Raw genomic sequence first — 26,339 nt, forward strand, 5'->3', positions numbered from 1 at the left:
TGACCGCCGCCCGCAAACGCGCAGGTGGCCCGGACACCGGTCCAGACCACCCGCGCCCGCCTGCGTCGCGTGGGCGGCCTCCCGCGTCGGCGGCGCCCATGCGCGACTCTCAGCTCAGCCGCTCAGCGTTGATGGTTCGCGGCCGTCTGCTCGTTAGGGCGTGGGCGGCCTCGTTCCTCGGCGGCGCCCATGCGCGACTCTCAGCTCAGCCGCTCGACGACCATGGCCATGCCCTGGCCGCCGCCCACGCACATCGTCTCCAGGCCGAACTGCTTGTCGTGGAACCGCAGGCTGTTGATCAGCGTGGAGGTGATGCGCGCGCCGGTCATGCCGAACGGGTGGCCGACCGCGATGGCGCCGCCGTTGACGTTCAGCTTGTCGAGGTCGATGCCGAGGTCCTCGGCCGACGGCAGGACCTGCGCCGCGAACGCCTCGTTGATCTCGACCAGGTCGATGTCGTCGATGGTCATGCCCGCCCTGGTCAGCGCCTTGCGGGACGCCTCCACCGGGCCCAGGCCCATGATCTCCGGGGACAGGCCGGTGACGCCGGTGGACACGATCCGCGCCAGCGGGGTGATGCCCAGCTCGGCCGCCTTGGTGTCGCTCATGATGACGACCGCCGCGGCGCCGTCGTTGAGCGGGCAGCAGTTGCCCGCGGTGACCGTGCCGTCCGGGCGGAACACCGGCTGCAGCTGCGACACCTTCTCGTAGGTGGTGCCGGGCCGCGGGCCGTCGTCCTTGGCGGCCACGGTGCCGTCGGGCAGCGTGACCGAGGTGATGTCCTTCTCCCAGAACCCGTTGGCCAGGGCCTTCTCGGCCAGGTTCTGCGAGCGGACGCCGAACTCGTCCTGCGCCTGCCGGGAGACACCGCGGATCTGCGCGACGTTCTCGGCGGTCTGGCCCATCGCGATGTAGACGTCGGGCAGCCCGCCGTCCTCGCGCGGGTCGCGCCAGGTGTCCGCCCCGGTCTCGGCGCGCGCGGCGGTACGGGCCGCGGCGTCGCCGAACAGCGGGTTCTGGGTGTCGGGCAGCCCGTCGCTGCTGCCCTTGGCGAAGCGGCTGACGGTCTCCACGCCGGCCGAGACGATGACGTCGGCCTCGCCCGCCTTGATCGCGTGCAGCGCCATCCGCGTCGTCTGCAGCGAGGACGAGCAGTAGCGGGTGATGGTCGCGCCCGGGACGCCGTCCCAGCCGAGCAGCACCGAGACCACCCGGGCCATGTTGTAGCCCTGCTCGCCGCCGGGCAGCCCGCAGCCCAGCAGCAGGTCGTCCACCTGGGACGGATCCAGCTGCGGCACCTTGGCCATCGCCGCCGTGACCATCTGGGCGGTGAGGTCGTCGGGGCGGATGTCCTTCAGCGAACCCTTGAAGGCGCGGCCGATCGGTGAGCGCGCGGTTGCGACGATGACTGCCTCGGGCATGTGCGGATCTCCCTGTCTCAGCGACCTGTGCGAGCGGCCTGCGCCGTCCCGGCAACGGGGTTACTCCCCGGTCACCTGAGCAATGTATCCGCTGCCCCGGGCCGCGCGCACGGCGGCCCGGGGCGTTGTTGACAAATTGTGCAATAAGGCCCTCCCGGTGTGCGGCCGGGAGGCCCGCCCGGCCGGCCCGGAGCCCGGTCAGACCCCGTACATGCCGGGCGCCGTGCCCTGGGCGTCCCTGACCCCGTGCAGGGCGCCGCGCTCGTCGCGCCACACCCGCCAGCCGTCGGCGGTGCCGGTGTACCAGGCGGGCGGGGCGCCGGGCGAGGCCGCCTTCCGGCCGGTGGCCATGTCGTAGGCGCACAGCGCGGCGACCGGGTAGAAGCCGCCGTGTCCGTTGATCTTCAGTTCGGCCGGGGTCATCGTGCAGAACGACCAGGTGAGCAGGCCCTTGTCGGTGACCAGGGTGCCGCTGCGCAGCTCGTAGGCGGTGCCCGGCTTGCCCTGGGTCACGAACCCCACCTTGGTCAGGTCGGCCGGGAACGACAGCCACCACAGGGAGCCGGGCGCCTTGTCCGCGCCCAGCCGCGCGGTGGTCCGGCCGGTGCGCGGGTCGATCTGCTCGAAACCGCCGTAACCGCCGTCGCCGGTGGTCTGTCGGGCGATCAGCGCGACGGCCGGGTTGGCGCTGGGGTAGACGCGCAGCAGCCGCTTGCGGGTCCAGACCAGCCCGCCGTCGGACATCCGCACGCCGAAGAAGCCGTACGGCGACGTCGGCCCGTCCTTGCGCGCCTGGTAGGGGGCCAGGTAGCCGACGAGCATGCCGTCGGCGGCGCTGCGCGCGCCCCCCACCGCCCCGAACGTCCAGCCGCCCGACAGGTTGACGCCCGCGCCCAGGGCCCGGTCGACCGGGAACGACCACCGGGCCCGGCCGGTCCTGAGGTCCCGCGCCTCCAGGGACGGGCGCCGCGCCATCCGGAACGCCACGACCGTGGACTCGTCGGCGTGCTGGACCTCGGCGACCCCCGGCATCGTCCACAGCGCGCGGCCGTTGGCGGGGTCGAGCACGGCGAAACGGGCGTTCTCGCGGGCGGTGAACTCCGACAGGCACACGTTCGGGCCGCATCGCACCGGGCCGAACGTGGAGTCGACCGGACGCGTCCACCGTTCGGCGCCGGTGCGGGCGTCCCGCGCGACCAGCGTGGCGTTCCACTTGCCGGTCTTCTGCGGTTCCAGGGCGGTGACCAGGCCGCCGTCCCGGGTGCCGGTCACCGCGGGCGGCTGGACCCCCATCCCCGAGAGCCGGCCCACCATGGTCGCGGGGCGGGTCCACAGCCGCTTGCCGCCGGCCAGGTCGAACACGCTGGTCTCCAGCGAGCCGTCGGAGCGCAGCCCGGTCACGGCCGCCACCCCGGCGCCCGCCATGGGACGGCTGACCGCGTTGACGCCGGAACCGGTCCAGCCCCGGGCGGCCCCGGTCTCGTCGGACGGGGAGCCGCCGGAGCAGCCCGCGACGCCGAGAAGCAGCGTTCCCGCGACGCAGGGTACGGAGATGATCGCGGAGCGTAGTCGCCTGTGGGTGGGCAGAGCCATCGGTGTTTTCCCCCTGGGAGGTGCGCCCGTGACGGACGCGTGTACGTGGTGCGTGATCAGTGGTTCAGCGCCGCGTGGCGGGCCGGTGGTGACCGGCCGTCACGCCCGTGCCGCGTGGCCCGGCGCCGTGGCCCGGACGCCGTGGCCCGGACGGGCCCGTGCGACCGGTCAGCGGGCTCCCGGCGTCACCGCCGCGGGACCGCCGCCGGACCCGGCGGCCCGGTCGACCCCCCGGCGCCGGAGCAGCGTGGCCCAGCGGCCCCGGGGGCCGCGCTCGCGGCCGGCGACCCGGGTGCCGGCGACCTCCGTGCCGGGCTCCTCGGCCGCCTCGGCCGCCGCGAGATAGACGGGAAGGACCCCCTCGCCCCGCCGGGGATCGGGGAGGACCTCCAGCTCAGGCTCCAGATCCAGGGCGGCCGCCATCGACGGTAGCATCGCCGCGGCCGCCGCGGCGTAACCTCGCGCGGACGGATGGTAACGATCCGCGCTGAACATCTCCCGGGGGTCGGCGGCGAACTCCCGGCCCAGCAGGTCGCCGATGGACACCGACCGCGCGCCGCGCTCGACCGCGACGATCGTCTGCGCCGCGGCGAGCTGGCGGCTGGCCCGCCGCGCGAACCACCGCAGCGGCTGCATCAGCGGCTGCACCGAGCCGAGATCCGGGCAGGTGCCCACCACCACCTCGCAGCCCGCCGCGCGCAGCCGTTCGACGGCCGCGGCCAGATGCCGGACCGACTCGCCCGCGGGCATCCGGGCGGTCACGTCGTTCGCCCCGATCATGACCACCGCGACGTCCGGCCGGACCGCCAGCGCTTGGGTGACCTGCCCGGCCAGGGCGTCCGACCGGGAGCCGGAACGGGCCACGTTGGTCAGCCGCACCGGCCGCCCGGCGATCGAGGAGAGCCCGGCGGCCAGCAGCGCGGCCGGGGTCTCCTCGGGGGTGTGCACGCCCAGCCCGGCGGCGGTGGAGTCGCCGAGCACGACGAACGACAGCGCCTCGCCGGGCAGGGCGGTGCCGTACGCGCCGTCGGCCACCGGCGGGTCGCCGTTGGGGGTGGCCTGGATGATCTTCCTGGCCAGCCGGGCCTCCACCACGATCAGGCCGAACGTGAGCCCGCCCACCGCGGTGAGGCCGCCGCCTCCGTACGCGGCGGCCGTGGCGATGCGCCGTGCCGTGAACGCTCTCAGCATCGTCGCGACCCTCCGTCACTACCGGCCCGGCCCCGCCTCGGGCGGATGCCCACCACCTCGGATCTGGGCTACCGTCGGGAATTGGAATCTATCCGAATCCGCATCCCACGTCGCCGCGGGACACACGCCTGTCCATGCGGGCCGAACGGGGACGAACGACAAGGACGTCGCGGTGCGCGTACACGAATCGCTGGTCGAGCTGATGGGGAACACCCCCCTCGTCCGGCTGCGCAAGGTGACCGGCGGCCAGGGGCCGCAGGTGCTGGCGAAGGTGGAGTACCTCAATCCCGGGGGGTCGGTGAAGGACCGGATCGCGGTCCGGATGATCGAGGCCGCCGAGCGCTCGGGGGAGCTGCGGCCGGGCGGCACGATCGTGGAGCCGACCTCCGGCAACACCGGGGTGGGCCTGGCCATCGTCGCGCAGGACCGCGGATACCGGTGCGTGTTCGTGTGCCCGGACAAGGTCGCCAAGGACAAGATCGACGTGCTGCGCGCGTACGGCGCCGAGGTCGTGATCTGCCCGACCGCCGTGGCGCCCGACCACCCGGACTCCTACTACTCGGTGTCCGACCGCCTGGCCGCGGAGATCCCCGGCGCGTGGAAGCCCGACCAGTACCGCAACGAGAACAACCCGCGCTCGCACTACGAGACGACCGGCCCGGAGATCTGGGAGCAGACCGAGGGCCGGATCACCCACTTCGTGGCGGGCATCGGCACCGGCGGCACCATCAGCGGCGTGGGCCGGTACCTCAAGGAGGTCTCCGGCGGCCGGGTGCGGGTGGTCGGCGCGGACCCGGAGGGGTCGGTCTACTCCGGCGGCACCGGCCGCCCCTACCTGACCGAGGGCGTCGGCGAGGACATCTGGCCCGAGACCTACGACAAGACGATCTGCGACGAGGTCATCGCGGTCTCCGACAAGGACTCGTTCCTCATGACCCGGCGGCTGGCCCGCGAGGAGGGGCTGCTGGTCGGCGGCTCCTGCGGGATGGCGGTGGTCGCGGCGCTGCGGCTGGCGGAGCGGTCGGAGCCCGACGCGGTGATCGTGGTGCTGCTCCCGGACGGCGGGCGCGGCTACCTCAGCAAGATCTTCAACGACGAGTGGATGAGCCAGCACGGGTTCGGCGACGACCGGGCCACCACTGAGGCGACGGTGGGGGACGTGCTGGCCCAGAAGGCGGAGGCGGAGTCGGGCGGCATCCCGAACTTCGTCCACATGCACCCCACCGAGACGGTGGGGGAGGCGGTGAAGGTGCTCAAGGAGTTCGGGGTGTCGCAGATGCCGGTGGTGTCGCCGGGCGCGGGGCACCCCGACGTGATGGCCGGGGAGGTCATCGGGGCGGTCGAGGAGCGGACCCTGCTGCGCGCGCTGTTCGCCGACCAGGCCGGCCCGGAGGAGCCGCTGGAGAAGCACATGAGCCCGCCCCTGCCCGTCGTCGGGTCGGGCGAGCCCGTCTCGCGGATCGTGTCCGAGCTGGAGGGCAGGGACGCGGCGGTCGTCCTGGTGAACGGCAAGCCCACCGGGATCGTCACCCGCCAGGACCTGCTGGCCTTCCTGGCCAAGGGCTGACGAGGCGCCCGGCGCGGCGAGGCGCCCGGACGCGGCGAAGCGCCGGAGGCACTCGGGCCTCCGGCGCTTCGTCTCCTTCGGAAGTCGGGTCGCGGTCCCCCGGTCGTGTGGGCGGCTTTCCGATCCGCGGCCCCGCGACCCGACGTCTTCATCCGCTCAGGAGCGCACTTCCGAGCGTTCCTTGGGGCCTTCGACCGGTCCCGTGGCGGCGTCCCGCACCGGCCGGTCGCCGTGCCCGGGCCACCAGGCCCGGTGGCCCAGCAGCGCGGTCAGGCCCGGTACGAGGAACATCGACATCACGAAGGCCGACAGCGCGATGCCGATCGCGACCGAGAAGCCCATCTGCTGGAGCATGGACACCGGCGCCAGCATCATCACCGAGAAGGTGCCGGCCAGGATCAGCCCGGCCGCGGCGACCGTCGGACCGCCGTGCTCGACCGCCAGTGCGGCGGCGCGGCGCGGCTCGTTGCCCTCCTTGGCCTCCTCGCGCAGCCGCGCGGTGATGAGGATGTTGTAGTCGGTGCCGATCGCCAGGACGAACAGGTAGAGGATGATCGGTAGCTGGAAGGTCACCCCGGGCTCGCCCATCGCCCCCTGGAAGACGTACACCGCCGAGCCCAGGGTCGCGGCGAAGCCCAGCAGCACCGCGACCACCAGGTAGAGCGGCGCCACCACCGAGCGCAGCAGCAGGGCCAGGATCAGCGCGATCAGCACCGCCGCCACCGGCAGGATCACCGACAGGTCGCGGTTGTTGATGGCGTTGATGTCGGCGAAGATCGCCGTCTGGCCGCCGACGTAGGCCCGGGTCCCGTCCGGCGCGGCCTTGTGCACCGCCGGGGCCAGGTCGTCCTTGACGAGGCTGATCGCCTCGTTGGACATCGGGTTCTCCTTCAGCAGCAGGTCGACCCGTGCCACGGACTTGTCCGAGCCCGGAACCGGCTGCTGCACCTGGCCGACGCCCGGTGCGGTCTTGGCGGCCGCGCTGAACTCGGTGAGCTGCTGCGGGGTGAGCGGCTGCCCGTCGGTGCGCTTGACGAACACCTGGACGGGGGTGGTCAGACCGGGCGGGAAGCCCTTCTGCATGTCCTTGGTGGCCTGCGCGGACTCGGTGTCCTGCGGGAAGCCGGCCGCGAAGTCGTAGTCGGCCTTGAACCCGAACACGCCCGCCGCCAGCACGACCAGCACACCGCCGGAGACCAGCGCGGCCAGGGCCGGGCGCTTGCCCACCATCCGGCCCAGGGCGGAGGAGACGCTGTTCTTGGGCTGCTTCTTCCACGCCTTGGACGGCCAGAACACGGCCGTGCCGAGCAGCGAGACCAGGGCCGGGAAGAGGGTGAGGGACGTGATGCCCATGACCACGACGGCGATCGCCAGGGACGGGCCCCAGGCGCTGAACACGCCGAAGCTGGCCAGCAGCAGCACCAGGAACGTGACCGCGATGGCGGCGGCGGCCGAGGCGATGACCTCGCCGACCCGCTCCACCGCCGCGATCATGGCGGTCTTCTTGTCGTCGCCGGCCCGCAGCCGCTCGCGGAACCGGAACATCAGGAACAGGTAGTAGTCGGCGCCGATGCCGAACAGGACGATCAGGATGATCGTGGCAAGGCTGTCGTCGCCGGAGAAGCCGAAGACCTTCGAGGCCACCCCGATCAGGCCCATCGCCACCTGCATCGTCACCATGATCACGATGATCGGCAGCAGGGCGGCGATCGGCGCCCGGAAGATCAGCAGGATCAGGCCGATGATCAGCACGAAGGTGGCGATGCCGACGATCTCGAAGGACTGCGTGAAGGATTCCTCGTTGTCGACGAATCCGGCCACGTCACCGCCGACCTTGGCCTCCAGGCCGCTGCCCGCCAGCAGGCCGGGCAACTGCTTGCGGATCTCCTTGACCGCCTCGCCCTGCTTCTCGCTGTCCTCCATGGACTGGCCCTTCATGGGGACCATGACCACCTGGACGGCCTTGTTGGGCGACACCGTCTGCGGACCGGCCAGGAAGCTCTGCACCGTCGGCGGCTTCTTGGCGTTCAGCGCCTGGGCGGCCTGCCCGACCTTGGCCGTGTCGGCGGCGGTCAGCGGCGCGCCGTCGGAGCGCTTGACCACGATCAGCGAGGAGGTGTCCTCCTGCTGCGGGAAGGCCTCCTTGGCGATCTCCATCGCCTGGACGGACTCGTAGGACGAGGGCAGGAAGTCGCCCTGGTCGGACTCGGTGGTGAGCTTGGGCGAGAAGGCGATGATGAGGATCGCGGCGGCGAGCCAGGCCACGATCGTCCACCACGGATGTCTCACGACTATGCGCGCCAACCGTGCGAACATGCGACGTCCTTAGAAATAAAGAGAGGGGTTCGAGATACCCATCAAACGGTAGAGATCGCATGCCCCGTTGGGGTCAACCAAGCAGCCGAAATGAGGGCTGATACCTGCGGGGGACGCCCTCATCCTCCAGGAGGGCGAGCGGGTGGATAGCCTCATGCCTATGGACAAGGACGTTCACCAGGCATTCGAGACGCTGGCCATCCACGCGGGGCAGGAGCCCGACCCCGTCACGGGGGCCGTGGTGCCCCCGATCTACCAGGTCTCCACCTATAAGCAGGACGGCATCGGCGGGCTGCGCGGGGGCTACGAGTACTCCCGTTCGGCCAATCCGACGCGTACCGCGCTGGAGGTATGCCTGGCCGAGGTGGAGGGCGGCGTCCGGGGCCTGGCGTTCGCCTCCGGGCTCGCGGCCGAGGACGCGCTCCTGCGGACCGTCTGCCGCCCGGGCGACCACGTGGTCATCCCGAACGACGCCTACGGCGGCACCTACCGGCTGTTCGCGAAGGTGGGCGAGCCGTGGGGGATGGTGTTCGACCCGGTGCCGCTGGGCGACGTCGCCGCGGTCCGGGCGGCGATGCGCCCGGAGACGAAGATCATTTGGGTGGAGACGCCGACCAACCCGCTGCTGGGCATCGCCGACATCGCCACCCTGGCGTCGGTCGCCCACGAGGCGGGCGCGCTGCTGGTGGTCGACAACACCTTCGCCTCCCCCTACCTCCAGCAGCCGCTGGCCCTGGGCGCCGACGTGGTCGTGCACTCCACCACCAAGTACATCGGCGGCCACTCCGACGTGGTCGGCGGCGCGCTGGTCACCTCCTCGGCCGAACTGGGCGAGCGCCTGGCCTTCCACCAGAACGCGATGGGCGCCGTCGCCGGCCCGTTCGACGCCTGGCTGACCCTGCGCGGCATCAAGACCCTGGGCGTGCGGATGGACCGGCACTGCGCCAACGCCGCCGCCGTGGCCGACATGCTCACCCGGCACAAGGCCGTCCGCCAGGTCCTCTACCCGGGGCTGCCCGACCACCCCGGCCACGAGGTCGCCGTCAAGCAGATGCGCGCGTTCGGCGGGATGGTGTCGTTCCGGATGGCCTCCGAGGAGGCGGCCGTGCGGGTCTGCGAGAGCACCCGGCTGTTCACGCTCGGCGAGTCGCTGGGCGGGGTGGAGTCGCTCATCGAGCACCCGGGGCGGATGACGCACGCCTCGGCCGCCGGGTCGCCGCTGGAGGTCCCCGCCGACCTCGTCCGGCTGTCGGTGGGCATCGAGGACGTCGGTGACCTGCTGCGGGACCTGAGCGGGGCGCTGGCCGCCGCCACCGCGTGAGGCCGGTGGCCCGGCGTCCCGAGGTGACGCCGGGCCCCCGGGCGGGTGAGATTTCCCGGCGTACGGGTGGCGGAGGTGATCAAGGCTCTATGATGTGCCCGCCAAGATATCGCCGAGAAAGGGCTCGGAGTGCGCAAAGTACTGGTGTGCGGGGCGGCCTTCGCCGCGACGTGTATCTCTGCCGTGGCCGCTCCCGGCGGTGCCCTCGCCAAGGCTCCCGAGCCGACGCCGACGGCCGTTCCCTCGCCCCCGGCGGCCTCACCCGGCCTGCCGGGCACGCCGTCCGCCACGGGCACGCCCACGGCCCCCGGGACCCCTGACCAGGCGAGCCCGACGGCCGCCGCCACCGGCTCTCCGGCCGGGCCGGCGCAGGACCGGGCGGGAGCGCCCGACCCGGTCGTCTCGACCCGCGCGGTCATGGTGACGCCCAGGCCGCCCAAGGTCCTCACGTACGCCTACGGGAAGCACCCGCGCCAGCGCATGGACGCCTACTGGCGGGCCGGCACGCCGGCCCAGGCCCGGGGCCAGGCGCCCCGCCCGGCGGTGCTGGTGCTGCACGGCGGCTCCTGGCTCACCGGTGACAAGTCCTCGTGGAAGTACTTCGCGCGGCGCCTCACCGCGCAGGGCTACACGGTCTTCTCCGCCAACTACCGGCTCGCCACGCAGGCGGCCTGGCCGGCGCAGCGCGACGACGCCGTCTCGGCCGTGGAGTTCATCAAGAAGAACGCCGCCCGGTGGAACATCGACCCGAACCGCGTCGTGGCGATCGGCTCGTCCGCGGGCGGCCTGCTGGCCAGCCAGCTCGGCACGTACGGCGACGGCGCCTCCCGGGTGCGCGGGGTCCTGGCCCTCTCGCCCGTCAACACCCCGTACCTGGCCTACCAGGACGGCGCCAAGGCCGACGCGACGCCGGGCAAGCGCTACCTGCGGCGCGCGGTGGTCGACCTGGTCCGGTGCGTCCCGAGCGAGTCCGACCCGGCCTGCTGGCAGCGGGTCGAGGACGCCGACGCCTCCTCGCACGTCACGGCGACCGACGCCCCGATGCTGCTCATGCACGCGACCGACGAGCTGGTGCCGCCGACCCACAGCACGGGCCTGGCGGCGGCGCTGCGCGGGGTGGGCGTGCCGGCGACGGTCAAGGTCGTCCCCGGCAAGATGCACGCCTCCGAGCTGCTGAACGATCCGAGCGTCTACCCCGCGATCCTCTCCTGGCTCAAGGCCCGCACGCGCTGAGCCGCCCTGCCCCACCCCTGCCCGTCCGGCACGTCCCGGCCCGGTCTGCTCCGAGCCGGGCCGGGCGGTCCGGGACAGGCCGTCCGGCCGGTTCGTCTCTCAGCCGTTCCAGACCATCAGCACCAGGATCACCACCCAGATCAGCGCGACGACGCCCGAGATCGCCGCGATGCGACCCCGCTCGACCTGCGCGATGTCGCCCACGGCCGCGCCCGGGGGCGGGGGAGCGGTCTCCGCCCGCCCGGCACCGGTCTCCTTCGCCTCCCCCGCGGCGGCGCCGGCCTCCTTCGCGGGAGCGGCGGGCGCCGGCACGCGCTCGGCGGCGGCCTCCAGCAGCTGCACCGCCTTGCGCTGGTCGCGCTCGATGAGGAGCAGCAGCACCAGCGCGACGATGAACAGCGTCATCGACACCGACAGCCAGACCTGCGCGAACCGCCCCTCGGCCAGCCACAGCCCGAAGAGGAAGATCCCCAGGCTGGCCACGCCGTAGATCTGGGTGGTCCGGTTGAGGTAGCGCAGCACCGTCGGGTTCCGCTTGCGGATGTAGCGGGGGGAGGCCATCGTCGCGGCGGTCAGCGGCCCCAGAGTGAAGATCGCGAAGCCGATGTGCAGGAGGAGCAGCAGGCGGTCGATAGTCGACATGACGCCGACCCTAACGGGTGAGCGGCCGGTCACCTAGAAGAACCGCGCGCCTTCCCGGGCGGCGCGGGTCAGCGCCGGCCGCGGCGTACCCGGAGGTAGTCGCTGACGACGTACTGGCCGAGCCGCTCGGCGTCGGGCGCGAAGACCCGGCCGCCGTTGCGCCGCGCCACCTCCTCCACGAACGACACCAGGCGCCGGTCGTCGGCCAGCATGAAGAAGTTCATGCCGGCGCCCCGCCGGGTCATCTTGTCGACCTCGGCCAGGGTCAGCACCAGCGTGTCCGGCGAGGGCGGGTAGTCGAACAGCGACCGCCCGTCGGGCCGCAGGTGCGCGGTCGGCTCGCCGTCGGTGACCACCAGGACGATCGGCTCGAAGTCGGGGTGGCGGTCCAGATGGCGCCCGGCGATCATCAGCGCGTGGTGCAGGTTGGTGCCCTGGACCATGTCCCAGTCCAGCCCGGCCATCTCGGTGGGATGCAGCGTCCGGGCGTAGTTGGAGAACCCGATGATCTGGATGGCGTCCTGCGGGAACTTGCTGGTGACCAGGGCGTGCAGGGCCAGGGTGGTCTGCTTGGCCGCCGCCCAGGTGCCGCGCAGCACCATCGAGTACGACAGGTCGACCAGCAGGCAGACCGCGGCGGCGCTGCGCCGCTCGGTCTCCTGGACCTCGAAGTCGTCCACGCTCAGCCGCACGCCGCCGGGACGGCCGGGACGTCCGGCACGGGCGGGCGGCACCGCGGCCGGCGTCCCGGAAGCCCCTCCGGAGGGGTCGGCGGCGGGCACCGCCGTGAGTCCGCCGGCCGCCGGGGCCGGGAGGGGGCCGGCGTCCATGGCGTTGCGGCGGATCGCGTTGCTCACCGTGCGGACCACGTCGAGGGGCTGCTCGTCCCCGAACCGCCACTCCCGGCTCGACCCGGTCAGCTCACCGGCCTGCCCGGCGTCACGCTGGTCGTGATCGCCCTGCCGGCCCGCGGTGAGCTGCGCGAACACCCGCCGCAGCGCGGTGTCGCCCAGCCGCCGCACCGCCTTGGGCGTCAGCTCCAGCTTGCCGCGCTTGCGTTGCAGGTAGCCCTGCCGTTCCAGCTCCGCCTCGATCCGGCGCAGCGCGTCGAGGTCGTCGACCGCCCGGCGGCCCAGCGCCCGCCGGACCGCCTCCTCGTCGATGTCGTCAAGTCGGGCGCCCGGGTAGTCCTGCGCGAGCGCGGCCTCCAGCTCGGCCAGGTCGGCCAGCTCGGCCAGCGCCGTGGTGGCGTCGCCCATGCCCAGCGGCTGCTCGCCGTTCATCCGCTCCGGGGTGCCCCAGCCCAGGTCGGGACGGCGGGAGCGGAGCGCGTCGTTCAGCCGCGACATCTCCATCGCCAGGCCCGCGTCCTGCATGACCTGGTCCATCAGCCCGGCCAGCTCGGCCTGCTGCTCGGGGCTGAGCGAGGCCAGCAGCCGGTCCATCGCCGCGGCCCGCCGGGCCAGGGCGTCGACCAGCTCCTCCAGGTTTCCCGGCCGGTCGGGGAACATGTCCCCGTACCGCTCCATGAAGCGGTCGAAGTCCTCCTGGGTGTGCTCGCCGCGCGCGTCCTTCTCCAGCATCTCGTTGAGCGCGGCCATCATGTCCTTGACCCGCTCCATCGCGCGCGGGTCCTGGCTCTGCATCGCCTGCTTGATGCCCTGGAACTGGGCGTCCAGCACGTCCTGCCGGAGCAGGTCCTTCAGCCGTTCGAAGGTGGCGCGGGCCGCGTCGGAGCGCCACCGGTAGTCGGAGAGCCGCCGGATCGCCTGCGAGGTGTCGGCGGGGAGGGTGTCCAGCTCGGTCTCGCGCAGCCGGGCCTCGTCGCTCGGATCGGGGAACAGCTCCGCCCGTTCCTGGCCGATCGCGGTGTCCAGCAGCGCGCGCGCCTGCTCCAGCGTCCCGTCCAGGCGGCCCCGGTCGCGCAGCTCCCGGCGCCGTTCCCGGACCTGCCGGAGCAGGTCGTCGAGACCGCGCCGGCCGTCCGCGCCGGGCAGCCCGCGGCGCAGCAGGTCGCGCAGCGCCTCCTCCGGCCGGGTGCCCTCGAGGACCGAGTCGCCCACCGCGTCCAGCGCGTCCCGGACGTCGTACGGCGGGGCGAGCGGGTCGGGCCCGTCCTCGTAGGCTCCGTACCGGTAGCGGCTCATCGCACTCCCAAATGCTCGCTCACGTGCGGTAGGTGGCGGTGCCGTCGGACGCGCCCGGCGGGACGTCCTTGGAGAGGCGGCGGCTGAGGTAGAGCCCTTCCATGGCGAACTCCAGCGCGGCGGCGGCCTGCTCGGGGGACTCCCCGCCCATGCCCAGCCGCTCCATGATCTTGGCGAGCCCGGGGACCTGGCCGACCCGGCGCAGCAGCTCGGCGGCGGGCACCAGCTCGCCCGACTCCACCATCTCGCCCGAGTCGAACTTCTCCAGCAGGCCGGACAGGTCGGCCGCCCCCAGCGTGCGCCGGTAGGTCTCGGCGACGGCGCGGCGCAGCAGATGCTCCAGCACCTCCTGCTCGCGGCCCTCCTCGCTGACCTCGAACTCGACCTTGCCCATCAGGGACGGCACCACGGAGGGCAGGTCGCAGACCCGGGCCACCGCGCGCTCCTCACCGGTCAGCGCGGCGCGCCGCACGGCGCCGGCCGCCACGGTCTCGGCGCCCGCGAGCGCGAACCGGGCCGACACCCCGGACCGGCCGTCCACCGCCGTCGACTCCCGGACCAGCCGGGTGAACCGCGCGATGATCTCGATCAGGTGGTCGGGCACCTCGGCGGGCCGCCCGCCGAGGTCGGCGAGCTCGGCCTCCTGGCGGATGAGCTCCAGCTCGGTGTCCAGCTCCAGCGGGTAGTGGGTGCGGATCTCGGCGCCGAACCGGTCCTTGAGCGGGGTGATGATCCGGCCCCGGTTGGTGTAGTCCTCGGGGTTGGCGCTGGCCACCAGCAGCAGGTCCAGCGGCAGCCGCAGCGCGTAGCCGCGGACCTGGACGTCGCGTTCCTCCAGCACGTTGAGCAGCGCCACCTGGATGCGCTCGGCCAGGTCGGGCAGCTCGTTGATGGAGAACACGCCCCGGTTCGTCCGCGGCACCAGGCCGAAGTGGACGGTCTCCGGGTCGCCCAGGGTGCGGCCCTCGGCCACCTTGATCGGGTCGACGTCGCCGATCAGGTCGCCGACGCTGGTGTCCGGGGTGGCCAGCTTCTCGCCGTACCGCTCGTCCCGGTGCTTCCAGTCCACCGGGAGGTCGTCGCCGGCCTCGGCGGCCAGCCGCCGGCACCGGACGCAGACCGGCGCGTACGGGTGGTCGTTGATCTCGCATCCGGCGACCACGGGGGTCCACTCGTCCAGCAGGCCGGCCAGCGTGCGGATCAGCCGGGTCTTGCCCTGGCCGCGCTCGCCCAGCAGCACCAGGTCGTGCCCGGCGAGGAGGGCGCGTTCCAGATGCGGGAGCACCGTGTCGTCGAAGCCGACGATGCCGGGGAAGCGGGGCTCACCGGATCTCAGCCGGGTGAGCAGGTTGTGACGGATCTCCGCCTTCACCGAGCGATGGACGTGACCACCGGTGCGCAACGCGCCCAGTGTGCTCTCGCGTGGTTTGGATGGACGCACGCGATCGACACTACGTCGCGGATCCGCGCGATCGCACCCTCGGCACCGGATTCCTCGGCCGGGCGATCCCCGGCCGTTTGGGTCCCGGAGACGAGAAGGGGAAGACTGGGAGTGTGAACAATCCGGCGAACCGTACGAGGGAGGCGCCGCCGATGAGCCGTTTCGGTGATGGCCTCGCCCTCGGCCCCGATCTGACCAGCGCCGCCCGGACGGCGGTCGAGAAGGCACTGGCCCCGCTCAGCGCGCCGCCGGACCTGGTGTGCGTCTTCGTCTCGGCGGAGGATCCCGGGGCCGTGGAGGCCGCCGGGCGGGTGGCCATGGAGGCCGCGGGCGCCCGCGTCGTCGTGGGGTGCAGCGCCAACGGCGTGATCGGCGGCGGGCACGGCGTCGAGGAGGCCAGCGCGGTGAGCGCCTGGGCCGCGGTGCTGCCCGGCGCCCGCCTGGAGCCGTTCCGGCTGGAGACGCTCAAGACCGAGGACCGCCTGATCGTGGTCGGTATGCCCGAGGGGGAGGAGGACGACGTGGTCGGCGTGCTGCTGGCCGACCCGTACACCTTCCCGGTCGACGCGTTCGTCGAGCGCTCCGCCGAGGCGCTTCCGGGGCTGCCCCTGGTCGGCGGGATGGCCGACGGGGAGGGCCGCGGGTCCACCCGGCTGTTCCTCAACGGCGAGGTCCATGAGGACGGCGCGGTCGGTGTGGTGCTGGGCGGGCCGATCACGGCGGCGACCGTGGTCAGCCAGGGCGCCCGGCCGGTCGGGCCGGACATGGTGGTGACCAAGGCCGACGAGAACGTCCTGTACGAGCTGGCCGGCACCCCCGCCCTGGACAAGCTGGAGGAGATCGTCCTGGGGTTGCCCGAGGAGGAGCAGGAGCTGGCCGGGCGCGGGCTGCTGATCGGCGTGGCCATGGACGAGTACGCCGACGAGCACGAGCGCGGCGACTTCCTGGTGCGCGGCGTCGTCGGCGCCGACACCGACACCGGCGCGATCGCCATCGGCGACGTGGTGGAGGTGGGACGCACGGTGCGGTTCCAGGTGCGCGACACCGGGGCCGCCGAGGAGGACCTGGCCGAGCTGCTGGAACGGTTCGAGATGGCGCCGGTCGAGGGCGCGCTGCTGTTCTCCTGCAACGGGCGGGGCCGGGCGATGTTCCCCGACTCCGACCATGACGCCCGGGTGGTGCACCGCGCGTTCGGGCCGTCCGGGGTGGGCGGTTTCTTCGCGGCCGGGGAGATCGGCCCGGTGTCCGGGCGCAACCACGTCCACGCGTTCACTGCCTCCATCCTCGCCTTCGGCCCCGCCGAGAACCGGGAACCCGCCCCGTGACCGGCACGTCCGGCGAGAACGGCGCGTCCGGAGAGACCGGCTTGTCCCGCGCGCCCGGCGAGGCCGGCGACCCGGTCCTGGCGATCGACATCGGCGGCACCAAGATGGCCGCCGCCGTGGTCGATCCGGACGGCCGCGTCGCCGCCTACGACCGGATCCCCACCCCCAACCGGCCCGGCACGGACGCGGGCGGCCTCTGGGCCGCGCTGGACGCGCTGCTGGACAAGCTCCTCGCCGATGCGGGCGCCCCCCGCCTCGCCGGCGTCGGCGCCGGCTGCGGCGGCCCGATGACCTGGCCCGCCGCCGAGGTCTCCCCGATCAACATGCCCGCCTGGCGGGGGTTCCCGCTGCGTGACCACCTCCGCGCCCGCCACCCCGGCCTGCCCGTACGGGTCCACAACGACGCCGTCTGCGTGGCCGTCGGGGAGCACTGGCGGGGCGCCGGGCGGGGCCACGGCAACGTCCTCGGCATGGTGGTGTCCACGGGCGTGGGCGGCGGGCTGGTGCTGGGCGGGCGCCTGATCGACGGCGGGACCGGCAACGCCGGCCACATCGGCCATGTCGTCGTCGACCCCGGGGGCCCGCCCTGCGGGTGCGGCGGGCGGGGCTGCCTGGAGGCCGTCGCCCGCGGTCCCGGCCTCGCCGCCTGGGCGCGCGGGCAGGGCTGGCGGCGGGAGCAGGACGGCGACCCCACCGGCGCCGACCTCGCCGAGGACGCCCGGCGGGGCCACCCGGTCGCCGCCGCCGCGATGCGCCGCGCCGGCCACGCGCTGGGCGTCGCGATCGCCTCCGCCACCCACCTGTGCGACCTGGACGTGGTGGCGGTCGGCGGAGGCGTGTCGCAGGCCGGCCCGCTGCTGTTCGACCCCCTGATGGACGCCTTCCGCCTGCACGCGCGGATGGAGTTCGCCCGGCGCCTGCGGATCGTGCCCGCCGCCCTCGGCCAGACCTCCGGCCTGATCGGCGCCGCCGCCCTCGTGCACGCGGGCGAGCGCTACTGGAGCGCCGACTAGAGACGCCGACCAGGGGACGTTGACTTGCGGCGAGTTGCTGCCCGAGGACGCCCCGAGACGGCAACTCGCCGCAAGTCAACGAATGGTGGCAAGATCGGAGAATGGACCGGGTCACCGTCGACGACATCCGCGCCGCACGCGAACTGCTGCGCGACGTGAGCGTCCCCACACCGCTCATGCACTCGCGGGTGCTGTCGGAGGCCATCGGCGGCCCCGTGTACCTCAAGTGCGAGAACCTCCAGCGCACCGGCTCGTTCAAGATCCGCGGGGCCTACGTGCGGATCGCCCGGCTCAGCGAGGCCGAGCGCGCCCGCGGCGTCGTGGCCGCGAGCGCCGGCAACCACGCCCAGGGGGTCGCGCTCGCCGCCTCCATGCTGGGGTGCAAGGCCACCGTCTACATGCCGGTGGGGGCGCCGCTGCCCAAGGTCGCGGCCACCCGCGCGTACGGGGCGGAGGTGGTCTTCCCCGGGCCGACCGTGGACGACTGCCTGCACGCCGCGCAGGAGCACTCCGAACGCGAGGGGGCCGTGCTGATCCACCCGTTCGACCACCCGGACGTGGTGGCCGGCCAGGGCACGATCGGCCTGGAGATCCTGGAGCAGTGCCCCGACGTGCGGACGGTCGTCGGCGCGGTCGGCGGGGGCGGCCTGATGTCCGGGGTGGCCGTGGCCCTCAAGCGGGGCGACGGCCCGGACGTGAAGGTGGTCGGCGCGCAGGCCAAGCGGGCGGCGGCCTTCCCGCCCTCGCTGGCCGGAGGGCGTCCGGTGCGGATCGAGGTGCAGCCGACGATGGCCGACGGGATCTCCGTGGGCCGTCCCGGCGACCTCACCTTCGCGCTGGTGACCGAGCTGATCGACGCGGTGGTCACGGTCACCGAGGAGTCGATCTCGCAGGCGCTGCTGCTGTGCCTGGAACGGGCCAAGCTGGTGGTCGAGCCGGCCGGGGCGGCCGGGGTCGCGGCTTTGCTGGAGCACCGGTACGCGGTCCGCACCCCCGTCGTGGCGCTGCTGTCGGGCGGCAACATCGACCCGGTGCTGCTGGCCAAGGTGCTGCGGCACGGCCTGGCGGGCGCGGGCCGCTACCTGGTGCTCCGGTGCCGGCTCAACGACCGTCCCGGTGCCCTGGTGACGCTGCTGAGCGAGCTGGCCGGGCTCGGGGTCAACGTGCTGGACGTGATGCACGAGCGGGTGGCCGCACGCCTCCACGTCGAGGAGGCGGAGGTGCTGATGCACCTGGAGACGCGGGGGACCGAGCACAGCGAGGAGGTCCTCGGGCGGCTGCGCGAGAAGGGCTACGCGCTCACCCTCAGCTGACGCGATCTCCCGGCCGGCACGGACCGGCGACGGCGGCGCGGGCGACGCCGGGCGACGCGGGCGATGCGGGCGGCGCCCCAGGGCCCGGTACGGGGCCCTGGGGCGCCGGTCGTGCGCCGTGCGGGACGGGTCAGAGGGCGGGCTTGCCCGAGGTGTAGACCCACTTGTCGAACAGGTCGTCCAGCTGCTTTCCGGAGATCTTCTCGGCGAAGCGGATGAAGTCCTGCGTGGAGGCGTTGCCGTCACGGTGGGCGGTGGGCCATGCCTTGATCAGCTCGGCGAAGTCCTCCTCGCCGATGGCCTTGCGCAGGGCGTGGACGGTCATCGCGCCCCGGTCGTAGACCGCCGAGTGGTAGAGGTCGTCACGGCCGGGGTCGGCGGTGATGGGCTTCCACAGGTCGTCGTCGGCCGGGGTGGCGTAGGTCTCGTCGAAGCTCTGCTGGACGGGCTTGCCCTCGTACTTCTCCGCGTAGAGCCACTCGGCGTACGAGGCGAAGCCCTCGTTCAGCCAGATGTCGGCCCACCGCTCGGGCGTCACGCTGTCGCCGTACCACTGGTGGGCGATCTCGTGCGCGATCAGCCCGGGCCGCGGTGCCGTGCCCGGCCGCCGCGCCAGGTCGTACACCGGCCGTCCCTGGGTCTCCAGCGCGTACCCCACGCCCGCCTTGACCGCGATGCCGCCGGTCGAGGAGAACGGGTAGCGGCCGAAGAGGGAGGCCAGGAACTCCTGGATGTCCCCGGTCTGCTTCTGGAAGGTCCGGGCCAGCTCGGGCGAGATGTTCAGCCCGCGGTCGGTCGCCGTGATGTTGGGCACGCCGCTCGCGGTCCGCCCGCTGATCACGTCGTACCTGCCGATGGCGAGCATGCTCAGCTCGCTGGCCATCGGCTGCCGCATCCGCCACCGCGAGGTCGTCCAGCCGCCCTTGGTGTGCTTGCCGGCGAAGTCGCCGTTGGCCAGCGTGGTCAGGGCCTCGGGCGCGGTGAGGGTGAAGGTGTAGGTGGCCTTGTCGGTCGGGTGGTCGTTCACGGGGAAGACCGTGGCCGCGCCGAACGGCTGGTTGACCATCACCGCGCCGTCGCCGGTGGCGATCCATCCGGAGGTTCCCAGCGCCGGGTCGTCGATCCTCTGCGGTACGCCGGCGTAGGCCACCGTCACCGTGAACCGGCTGTTCTTGCGCAGGCCCCGGGGCGGGGTGATCTCCAGCTCCTGGGCGCCGGTGCGCTTGTAGGCGGCGGTGCGGCCGTTCACCTTCAGCGCCGAGATCGTCAGCGGGCCCAGGAAGTCCAGGTTGAACCGGGACAGGTTCTGGGTGGCGCGCGCCTTGATGCCGGTGACGGCCTGGACGCCCTTGGTGGCCGGGTCGTACTTCAGCCCGATGTCGTAGTGGGCGACGTCGTAGCCGCCGTTGCCCATGTCGGGGAAGTACGGGTCGCCCGCCCCCGGCGCCCCGGGGGTGAAGCGTTCGGCGGCGGCCGCGGGGGCGGCCGACACCAGGAGTCCGGCGGTGGCGGTCAGCGCCACGGCGGTCAGGGTTCGAGGGGTTCTCTTCATCGGGTCATCGGCCTCGTCCTCGCAGTGTTGTCACTTCCGTCCCAAAAGTCCCAGCCGCCGGGCCGCCGTTCAAGCGCGGTTCGGTTGCGATTCGGCCAGGTGAGGTCAGACTTTTCGGACGTTCCGGCTTGCCGGTCCGGTAGAGCCACTCGTGGAGGAGCGCCCGCACCGGCAGCCCGGACACCCGCTCGGAGTGCCGGACGAAGTCCTCGGTCGTGACCCCGCCGTGGGCGTTGGAGGTCGCCCAGGTCCGGATGATCCGGAAGAAGGCGGCGTCGCCGACGGCGGTCCGCAGGGCGTGCAGCGTCATGGCGCCGCGGGTGTAGACGGGGAAGAAGTCGAACATCCCGTCGCGCCCCGGCGCTCCCGTCGGCCGCCGCCACATCTTCGCGCCCGCGGACGGCTTGTAGGCCCGGTCGAACATCTGGGCGGCCGTGGGGCCGCCGTGCTGCTCGCTCCAGAGCCATTCGGCGTACGAGGCGAAGCCCTCGTTCAGCCAGATGTCCTTCCAGCTCCGCAGGCTGACGCTGTCGCCGAACCACTGGTGGGCCAGCTCGTGCACGATCAGCGGGGTCTCGGCGCTCCCCGGGTACACGGGCCGGTTCTGCGTCTCCAGCGCGTACCCGACCTTGACGTCGTCGATGACGCCGCCGGTGGAGTCGAACGGGAAGGCCCCGAACATCCGCACGCCCCAGTCGGTCACCTGCCCGGTGGTCCGGTGCAGCCGGGCGAGGTCCTCCCGCTTGAGGGAGGAGTCGACGGCGCTGATCGCGCGGATGCCGCCGGGCGTCCGCCCGTCCACGGTGCGGAACCTCCCGATCGCCACCATGGCCAGGTAGCCGGCCATGGGGTGCCGGGACTGCCAGCGGAACGTGCGGGTGCGCCCTCCCGCCTGCCGGTACGTCCCGGCGGGCTCGCCGTTGGCGACCACGCCGAGGCCGTCGGGCACGGTGATCGTGTACGTGTGGGCGGCCTTGTCGGAGGGGTGGTCGTTGAGCGGGAACCAGGTGGCCGAACCCACCGGCTGCGACAGCGTGACGGCGCCGTCGGGGGTGCGGATCCAGCCGGTCTTGCCCAGGCCCGGGTCGCGTCCGGGGGAGGGGGAGCCGTCGTAGGTGACCGCGACGGTGAAGCGGGCGCCCTCCGGGATCCCGGCACGGGGAGTGACGATCAGTTCCTGGCCGCGCCGCCGGTGCGCCGCGTCGGCCCCCTCGACGGTGACCCGGCGCACCCGGTCGCCGGCGAAGTCGAGGTTGAAGCGGGACAGGTGCTGCGTCGCGGTCGCGGTGATCACGGTGGTGCCCGCGATCCGGTTCCCGCGCGGCCGGTAGCCCAGCCGGATGTCGTAGTGCTCGACGTCGTAGCCGCCGTTGCCCGCGCCGGGGAAGTACGGGTCGCCCACGCCCGCCGAGCCGGGGCCGTACGCGGTGCGGCCGGGAGCGGGCCCGGCGGCCGGGTGGGGGGCGACGCCGGGGGTCGGCCCGAAGGAGGCCGCGGCCCCCGCCCCGGTCGCCGGTACGGTCAGGATCGTCGCGGCGGTCACGGCCGTCGCGCTGGTCGCGGCGGCCGCCGCCATGAGCTTGTTCACCACCCGGCACAGACTGGCGCCGCGCCCCGGAGGCGTTCGGTCACCCGGCCGAGCCTTTGCGCTTCCCTTGCCCGGTCTTCACTCAGAGCTTGGGGCGGCCCCGCTCGTACAGCCAGGCCCTGAAGAAGCCGTCCAGCTGCTGCCCGGAGACCCGCTCGGCGACGGCGATGAACTCCGGGGTCGTGGCGTTGGAGTGGCGCTTCTCCTTGACCCAGGTCCGGAGGATGGCGAAGAACTTGTCGTCGCCGACGCGGGTGCGGAGGGCGTGCAGCGTCACCGCGCCCCGGTCGTAGACGGTGCGCCCGAACATCTGCGACCGCCCCGGGTTGCCGGTGGGCACGTCCCAGAGCTCGCGGTTGGAGGAGTCCTGGTAGACCGAGTCGACGTGGTCCTTGACCGACTGGCCGCCGGACTTCTCGTCCCACATCCACTCGGCGTAGGTGGCGAAGCCCTCGTTCAGCCAGATGTCCTGCCAGCGGGTGACGCTGACGCTGTCGCCGAACCACATGTGCGCCAGCTCGTGCGCGATGATCGACTGTTCGGCGCCGAACGAGCCGTAGACCGGGCGGGTCTGGGTCTCCAGGGCGAAGCCCACCGAGGCGTTGTCGACCAGGCCGCCGGTGGAGGAGAACGGGTAGGGGCCGAACAGCCGCACCCACTCGTCGGTGATCTCGGCGTTCTTGGCGTGGAACGCCTCCAGGGACGTCCCGTTGACGGTCGGGTCCACGGCCGTGATGTTGGTGATGCCGCCGGGGGTCTTTCCGGTCTTCACCGCGAACCGGCCCACGTTCACGGTGGCCAGGTAGGTCGCCATCGGCTGCTTGACCCGCCAGACGGTCGTCGTCCGCCCGGCCTTGCCCCGCGCGTGCGCGGCGGTTCCGCCGTGCGCGGCGGCCGGGACGACCTCGGGCATGCTCGGCGGCGCGCCGGTCGGCGGGATCTCCGGCGGCCCCTGTCCGGGACCGCCCGGGGGGACGCCGCCGTCCCCGCCGGGGGGCACGTCGCCGCCCGGCGCCCCGGCGCCGCCCTCCCCGCCGGTGACCGGGCCGGACGGCTCGCCGTTGGCGATGGCCGTCAGGCCCGGCGGGACGGTGATCTGGAAGTCGAAGGTGGCCTTGTCGCTGGGGTGGTCGTTGCTGGGGAACCAGGTGTGCGCCCCGCTGGGCTGGCAGGCCACGAACACGCCGTCGGAGGTGCGGATCCAGCCGTACCGGCCCAGGATCGGGTCGGCCACCGGCCGGGGCGTCCCCGCGTAGCGCACCGAGACGGTGAACCTGGTGCCCTTCTCCAGCGGCTTCGCCGGCGTGACGACCAGCTCGTCGCCCTCGTGGCGGCGCTGCGCGGCGGCCCCGTCGACCCGGACGTCGGAGACGTCCAGCCCGGTCAGGTCGAGGTTGAACCGGCTCAGCCGCGCGGTGGCCGCCGCGGTGATGTCGGCGGTCCCCTCCAGCTCCTGGCGCCCGCCCGGGGTGATCGCCAGCTTCAGGCTGTAGTGCTGCACGTCGTAGCCGCCGTTGCCGTTGCCCGGCACGTAGGCGTCGCCGACGCTGTCCTGGCCGGACGGCCCGTTCGGGGGCGGCGACCCGGGGAGCGGCGGCTCGGCGCTCCGGTCGCCGATGGTGACCTGGCAGGCCGTCAGCGCGCCCGCGACGGCGAAGGCGGTCAGCCCGGCGACGCCGCGATGGGCGAGGCTGCGGGCGCCGCGATGGTGTCTGGGCGTACTTCCGGCCGTATGCACGGTGCCCAGACTGCCCGGCACGGGCAGAGCAGGCAACTCGGAAATGTCATGGGAGGGCCCTCGCGGCGGCCTTCCGGGCGGGTTCACCGCCTCTCGTACGGGTCCGGGACGCCGGGCCGGACCTTGACGACCACGGTGCGCGCGGCCTTGTCGTGGATGGTCTGCTTGCGCGGATCCCAGAAGATCCACAGCGCGTCCAGAAGGGTGCCCAGCCCGCAGGGGATGGCCAGCAGGAGCTGCACGCCGTACCGCCACGCGGAGGCGCCGGAGGAGATCGCGCCGCCGTCCTGCGCGCGGACCACGCGGATGCCGAGGGCCTTCTTGCCGAGCGTCTGGCCCCAGCGCGCGGTCAGCAGCCAGTAGTAGAGGAAGACGATGAGGAGCGCGAGGAGGTTGCCCGAGGCGTTGCCGGGGCCCCAGTAGATCGAGGTGCCCGTGACGGGGTTGAAGGTGCGGTCCCAGTCGTAGAACGGCAGCGTCACGATCCCGGTGACCACGGCCAGCAGGATGTCGTCCAGGATGAGCGCGCCCAGCCGCGCCCACCGGCTGGCCAGGTCGGTGTACGCGGCGCCGTAGAAGGCCGGTGGCGCGCCGTACGGCTGCTGGTACCCGCCGTACGGCGGCGCGCCCCCGTAGGGGGGTTGACCGCCGTACGGCTGCGCCGGCGGCGGCTGGCCCGGCTGGCCGTAGGGCTGGCCTCCGTAGGGCTGGCCTGGGTAGGGCTGGCCGTAGGGAGGTTGCTGCTGTTCCCCGTACGGCTGCTGCCCCGGGGAGGGGGCCTGTCCGCCGTACGGGGGCTGACCGGGGGCCGCGTACGGTTCGCCCTCGCCGTGCGGGGGCGGTTGCTCCCGGGGCGGTCGTTCCGGGCGCTCCTCCGCATGGCGTTCCCCCGGCTCCTCCGGCCCCTGTCCGGAGCGGTCCGGAGGCGGCCACGGGCGGTCTTCCGGTTGCTCCCCCGAGGGGGGATTTTGTGGCGGTGGCGTCATGCCGTCATGGTTTGCCCGGGGTCCGCCCTGCGAACCCCGGTCTGACCTCGGCCGGGCCGAACGTTTACCCGATCAAAGGTTGCCGCGCCGGGCCTGCTCCCGCTCGATCGCCTCGAACAGCGCCTTGAAGTTGCCCTTGCCGAACCCCATCGACCCGTGCCGCTCGATCAGCTCGAAGAACACCGTCGGGCGGTCCTGGACCGGCTTGGTGAAGATCTGCAGCAGGTAGCCGTCCTCGTCCCGGTCCACCAGCACCTTGCGCTTCTGCAGTTCCTCGACCGGCACCCGCACCTCGCCGATCCGGGCGCGCAGTTCCGGGTCCTCGTAGTAGGAGTCGGGGGTGTCCAGGAACTCCACGCCCGCGGCCCGCATCCGGTCCACCGAGGCCAGGATGTCGTTGGTCGCGAGCGCGATGTGCTGCACGCCCGGGCCGCCGTAGAACTCCAGGTACTCCTCGATCTGGGACTTCTTGCGGCTCTCGGCCGGCTCGTTCAGCGGGAACTTCACCTTGCGGGTGCCGTCCGCGACGACCTTGGACATCAGCGCCGAGTACTCGGTGGCGATGTCGTCGCCGATGAACTCGGCCATGTCGGTGAACCCCATGACGCGGTGGTAGAAGGCGGCCCACTCGTCCATGCGCTCGACGTTGCCGACGCAGTGGTCGATCGCCTGGAAGCACCGCTTCTCCGGCGGCTCCACGATCGGGTCCGCGGCGGCGAAGCCGGGCAGGTACGGCCCCGAGTAGTTGGAACGGTCGACCAGCGAGTGCCGGGTCTCGCCGTAGGTGGCGATGGAGGCGATCACGACCTTGCCGTGGTCGTCCTCAAGGACGTGCGGCCCCTCGATCCCGGTGGCGCCCTTGGCGATCGCGTGGCGGTAGGCGGCCTCGACGTCGGGGACCTCGATGGCCAGGTCCACGACACCGTCCCCGTGCTCGGCGACATGCCGTCCCAGGTCGGTGCCCGCCCGTACCGGGCCCCGGAAGACGAACCGGGCCCCGCCCGACTCCAGGACGTGCACGGCCTCGTCGGGGCTGCCGTTCTCCGGGCCGCGATAGGCCACCCGGCGCATCCCGAAGGCGGTGGAGTAGTAGTGCGCAGCCTGCTTGGCGTTGCCGACGGCGAAGATGACGGCGTCCATGCCCCTGACCGGAAATTCGTCCATGGCCCCAATTTGGACAGGAGGGTGGCAGCCTGTGCAAGAGAGCGTCATATCACTGGTCATTCTGTACAGTGATGAAGCGATTCAAGGGGACGATCTGTACAGGATGACCATGGAGGTGGACGGCGGATGATCGACGAGCTGGACGGGCGGGTGATCGAGCTGTTCGCCGCCGAGCCGCGGATCGGGGTGCTGGAGGCGTCCCGGCGGCTCGGGGTGGCGCGCGGCACCGTGCAGGCGCGGCTGGACCGGATGGCCCGGCAGGGCGTGATCCGCGGCTTCGGCCCGGAGATCGACCCGGCCGCGCTGGGCTACACGGTCACCGCGTTCGTGACCCTGCAGATCCGGCAGCCCGGCGGCCACGACCCGGTCGCCGAACGGCTGGCCGGGGTGCCCGAGGTGATCGAGGCGCACACCATCACCGGCGGCGGCGACATGCTGTGCCGCGTGGTCGCCCGCAGCAACCAGGACCTGCAGCGGGTCATCGACATGATCGTCGACGTGCGGGGGGTGGAACGGGCGTCCTCGGTGATCTCGCTGGCCACCCAGGTGCCGCAGCGGACGCTCCCGCTGGTGGCCGCGGCCGCCCGCCCCAGGACGGCGGACGGCACGGGCGCGGACGGCCGGGGCGCGGACGGCACGCGCGGGAACGGCCAGGGCGCGGACGGCGGGAGCGGCTCGGGCGGGAGCGGGTCGGGCACGGGCGGGGACGGCTCGGACGGAGGGCGCCGGCCGGGAAGGCGGGCAGTCGAAGGCCCGCCGTCCTGACGGGAGCGGCGGGCCTGGCGCGG

The 26,339-nt window shown here is 73.2% G+C and carries 19 protein-coding genes; 7 read left to right on the forward strand and 12 right to left on the reverse strand.

Annotated features, from left to right (window positions below; translation table 11 throughout):
* Positions 1 to 200: 200 nt before the first annotated feature.
* The 3 genes from IW256_RS06235 to IW256_RS06245 all read right to left on the reverse strand — a co-directional run bounded on the left by IW256_RS06235 (position 201) and on the right by IW256_RS06245 (position 4,205).
* Positions 201 to 1,421: an acetyl-CoA C-acetyltransferase gene (locus IW256_RS06235; protein ID WP_197010043.1), complete on the reverse strand. Its 1,221-nt coding sequence runs from the start codon at positions 1,419 to 1,421 to the stop codon at positions 201 to 203.
* 198 nt (positions 1,422 to 1,619) lie between these two features.
* Positions 1,620 to 3,014, reverse strand: a complete 1,395-nt coding sequence (locus tag IW256_RS06240) for an outer membrane protein assembly factor BamB family protein (RefSeq protein WP_197010044.1) — start codon at positions 3,012 to 3,014, stop codon at positions 1,620 to 1,622.
* A gap of 168 nt (positions 3,015 to 3,182) precedes the next feature.
* A complete protein-coding gene (locus IW256_RS06245; RefSeq protein WP_197010045.1) occupies positions 3,183 to 4,205 on the reverse strand; it encodes an SGNH/GDSL hydrolase family protein in 1,023 nt (340 codons plus the stop codon).
* Between the two features lie 172 nt (positions 4,206 to 4,377).
* Between IW256_RS06245 and IW256_RS06250 the strand changes: the two genes are divergently transcribed.
* A complete protein-coding gene (locus tag IW256_RS06250) occupies positions 4,378 to 5,772 on the forward strand; it encodes a cystathionine beta-synthase (protein WP_197010046.1) in 1,395 nt (464 codons plus the stop codon).
* A gap of 156 nt (positions 5,773 to 5,928) precedes the next feature.
* On the opposite strand, the gene IW256_RS06255 is transcribed toward IW256_RS06250, so the two are convergent.
* Complete coding sequence (locus tag IW256_RS06255) at positions 5,929 to 8,088, reverse strand: MMPL family transporter (RefSeq protein ID WP_197010047.1); 2,160 nt, start codon at positions 8,086 to 8,088, stop codon at positions 5,929 to 5,931.
* 160 nt (positions 8,089 to 8,248) lie between these two features.
* Here IW256_RS06255 and IW256_RS06260 point away from each other — a divergent pair, with 160 nt between their 5' ends.
* Positions 8,249 to 9,409: a cystathionine gamma-synthase gene (locus IW256_RS06260; protein ID WP_197010048.1), complete on the forward strand. Its 1,161-nt coding sequence runs from the start codon at positions 8,249 to 8,251 to the stop codon at positions 9,407 to 9,409.
* Between the two features lie 129 nt (positions 9,410 to 9,538).
* Positions 9,539 to 10,642, forward strand: coding sequence for an alpha/beta hydrolase (locus IW256_RS06265; protein WP_307828754.1), 1,104 nt, complete (start codon positions 9,539 to 9,541; stop codon positions 10,640 to 10,642).
* A 99-nt stretch (positions 10,643 to 10,741) separates the two neighbouring features.
* On the opposite strand, the gene IW256_RS06270 is transcribed toward IW256_RS06265, so the two are convergent.
* The 3 genes from IW256_RS06270 to IW256_RS06280 form a co-directional block, all read right to left on the reverse strand.
* Complete coding sequence (locus IW256_RS06270; RefSeq protein WP_197010049.1) at positions 10,742 to 11,284, reverse strand: hypothetical protein; 543 nt, start codon at positions 11,282 to 11,284, stop codon at positions 10,742 to 10,744.
* Positions 11,285 to 11,352: 68 nt separating this feature from the next.
* Positions 11,353 to 13,431 (reverse strand): vWA domain-containing protein, encoded by a 2,079-nt coding sequence (locus tag IW256_RS06275; protein ID WP_197010050.1) that lies wholly within the window; start codon positions 13,429 to 13,431, stop codon positions 11,353 to 11,355.
* Between the two features lie 19 nt (positions 13,432 to 13,450).
* Positions 13,451 to 14,872 carry a magnesium chelatase ATPase subunit I gene (locus tag IW256_RS06280; RefSeq protein WP_197010051.1) on the reverse strand — a complete coding sequence of 474 codons (1,422 nt, stop codon included), beginning with the start codon at positions 14,870 to 14,872 and terminating at the stop codon, positions 13,451 to 13,453.
* A 152-nt stretch (positions 14,873 to 15,024) separates the two neighbouring features.
* Between IW256_RS06280 and IW256_RS06285 the strand changes: the two genes are divergently transcribed.
* The 3 genes from IW256_RS06285 to ilvA all read left to right on the forward strand — a co-directional run bounded on the left by IW256_RS06285 (position 15,025) and on the right by ilvA (position 18,523).
* Positions 15,025 to 16,197: an FIST signal transduction protein gene (locus IW256_RS06285; protein ID WP_197010052.1), complete on the forward strand. Its 1,173-nt coding sequence runs from the start codon at positions 15,025 to 15,027 to the stop codon at positions 16,195 to 16,197.
* Positions 16,194 to 17,210, forward strand: coding sequence for an ROK family protein (locus IW256_RS06290; RefSeq protein WP_307828755.1), 1,017 nt, complete (start codon positions 16,194 to 16,196; stop codon positions 17,208 to 17,210). The genes IW256_RS06285 and IW256_RS06290 overlap by 4 nt, the downstream gene beginning before the upstream one ends.
* Positions 17,211 to 17,311: 101 nt before the next feature.
* A complete protein-coding gene (gene ilvA, locus IW256_RS06295; RefSeq protein ID WP_197010053.1) occupies positions 17,312 to 18,523 on the forward strand; it encodes a threonine ammonia-lyase in 1,212 nt (403 codons plus the stop codon).
* 130 nt (positions 18,524 to 18,653) lie between these two features.
* Here ilvA and IW256_RS06300 read toward each other — a convergent pair whose 3' ends face one another.
* The 5 genes from IW256_RS06300 to hppD form a co-directional block, all read right to left on the reverse strand.
* On the reverse strand, positions 18,654 to 20,075 hold the full coding sequence (locus IW256_RS06300; protein WP_197010054.1) for a M1 family metallopeptidase: 1,422 nt from the start codon (positions 20,073 to 20,075) through the stop codon (positions 18,654 to 18,656).
* A 4-nt stretch (positions 20,076 to 20,079) separates the two neighbouring features.
* Positions 20,080 to 21,666 carry a M1 family metallopeptidase gene (locus tag IW256_RS06305; protein WP_307828756.1) on the reverse strand — a complete coding sequence of 529 codons (1,587 nt, stop codon included), beginning with the start codon at positions 21,664 to 21,666 and terminating at the stop codon, positions 20,080 to 20,082.
* Positions 21,667 to 21,745: 79 nt separating this feature from the next.
* Positions 21,746 to 23,422 carry a M1 family metallopeptidase gene (locus IW256_RS06310; protein ID WP_307828757.1) on the reverse strand — a complete coding sequence of 559 codons (1,677 nt, stop codon included), beginning with the start codon at positions 23,420 to 23,422 and terminating at the stop codon, positions 21,746 to 21,748.
* Between the two features lie 62 nt (positions 23,423 to 23,484).
* Positions 23,485 to 24,387, reverse strand: a complete 903-nt coding sequence (locus tag IW256_RS06315; protein ID WP_197010055.1) for an RDD family protein — start codon at positions 24,385 to 24,387, stop codon at positions 23,485 to 23,487.
* A 72-nt stretch (positions 24,388 to 24,459) separates the two neighbouring features.
* Entirely contained in the window at positions 24,460 to 25,551 is a 1,092-nt protein-coding gene (hppD, locus tag IW256_RS06320) for a 4-hydroxyphenylpyruvate dioxygenase (RefSeq protein WP_197010056.1), read from the reverse strand.
* A gap of 126 nt (positions 25,552 to 25,677) precedes the next feature.
* On the opposite strand from hppD, the gene IW256_RS06325 reads away from it, so the two are divergent.
* On the forward strand, positions 25,678 to 26,316 hold the full coding sequence (locus IW256_RS06325; RefSeq protein ID WP_197010057.1) for an Lrp/AsnC family transcriptional regulator: 639 nt from the start codon (positions 25,678 to 25,680) through the stop codon (positions 26,314 to 26,316).
* Positions 26,317 to 26,339 lie beyond the last annotated feature (23 nt).

Source organism: Actinomadura viridis (genome assembly GCF_015751755.1).
GTDB classification, from domain to species: domain Bacteria; phylum Actinomycetota; class Actinomycetes; order Streptosporangiales; family Streptosporangiaceae; genus Spirillospora; species Spirillospora viridis.

Bases quoted from the DNA above. Each gene is read 5' to 3' on its own strand.
- IW256_RS06235 (WP_197010043.1), bottom strand. From the start codon at position 1,421: ATGCCCGAGGCAGTCATCGTCGCAACCGCGCGCTCACCGATCGGCCGC.
- IW256_RS06240 (WP_197010044.1), bottom strand. From the start codon at position 3,014: ATGGCTCTGCCCACCCACAGGCGACTACGCTCCGCGATCATCTCCGTA.
- IW256_RS06245 (WP_197010045.1), bottom strand. From the start codon at position 4,205: ATGCTGAGAGCGTTCACGGCACGGCGCATCGCCACGGCCGCCGCGTAC.
- IW256_RS06255 (WP_197010047.1), bottom strand. From the start codon at position 8,088: ATGTTCGCACGGTTGGCGCGCATAGTCGTGAGACATCCGTGGTGGACG.
- IW256_RS06260 (WP_197010048.1), top strand. From the start codon at position 8,249: ATGGACAAGGACGTTCACCAGGCATTCGAGACGCTGGCCATCCACGCG.
- IW256_RS06270 (WP_197010049.1), bottom strand. From the start codon at position 11,284: ATGTCGACTATCGACCGCCTGCTGCTCCTCCTGCACATCGGCTTCGCG.
- IW256_RS06275 (WP_197010050.1), bottom strand. From the start codon at position 13,431: ATGAGCCGCTACCGGTACGGAGCCTACGAGGACGGGCCCGACCCGCTC.
- IW256_RS06285 (WP_197010052.1), top strand. From the start codon at position 15,025: ATGAGCCGTTTCGGTGATGGCCTCGCCCTCGGCCCCGATCTGACCAGC.
- ilvA (WP_197010053.1), top strand. From the start codon at position 17,312: ATGGACCGGGTCACCGTCGACGACATCCGCGCCGCACGCGAACTGCTG.
- IW256_RS06300 (WP_197010054.1), bottom strand. From the start codon at position 20,075: ATGAAGAGAACCCCTCGAACCCTGACCGCCGTGGCGCTGACCGCCACC.
- IW256_RS06315 (WP_197010055.1), bottom strand. From the start codon at position 24,387: ATGACGCCACCGCCACAAAATCCCCCCTCGGGGGAGCAACCGGAAGAC.
- hppD (WP_197010056.1), bottom strand. From the start codon at position 25,551: ATGGACGAATTTCCGGTCAGGGGCATGGACGCCGTCATCTTCGCCGTC.
- IW256_RS06325 (WP_197010057.1), top strand. From the start codon at position 25,678: ATGATCGACGAGCTGGACGGGCGGGTGATCGAGCTGTTCGCCGCCGAG.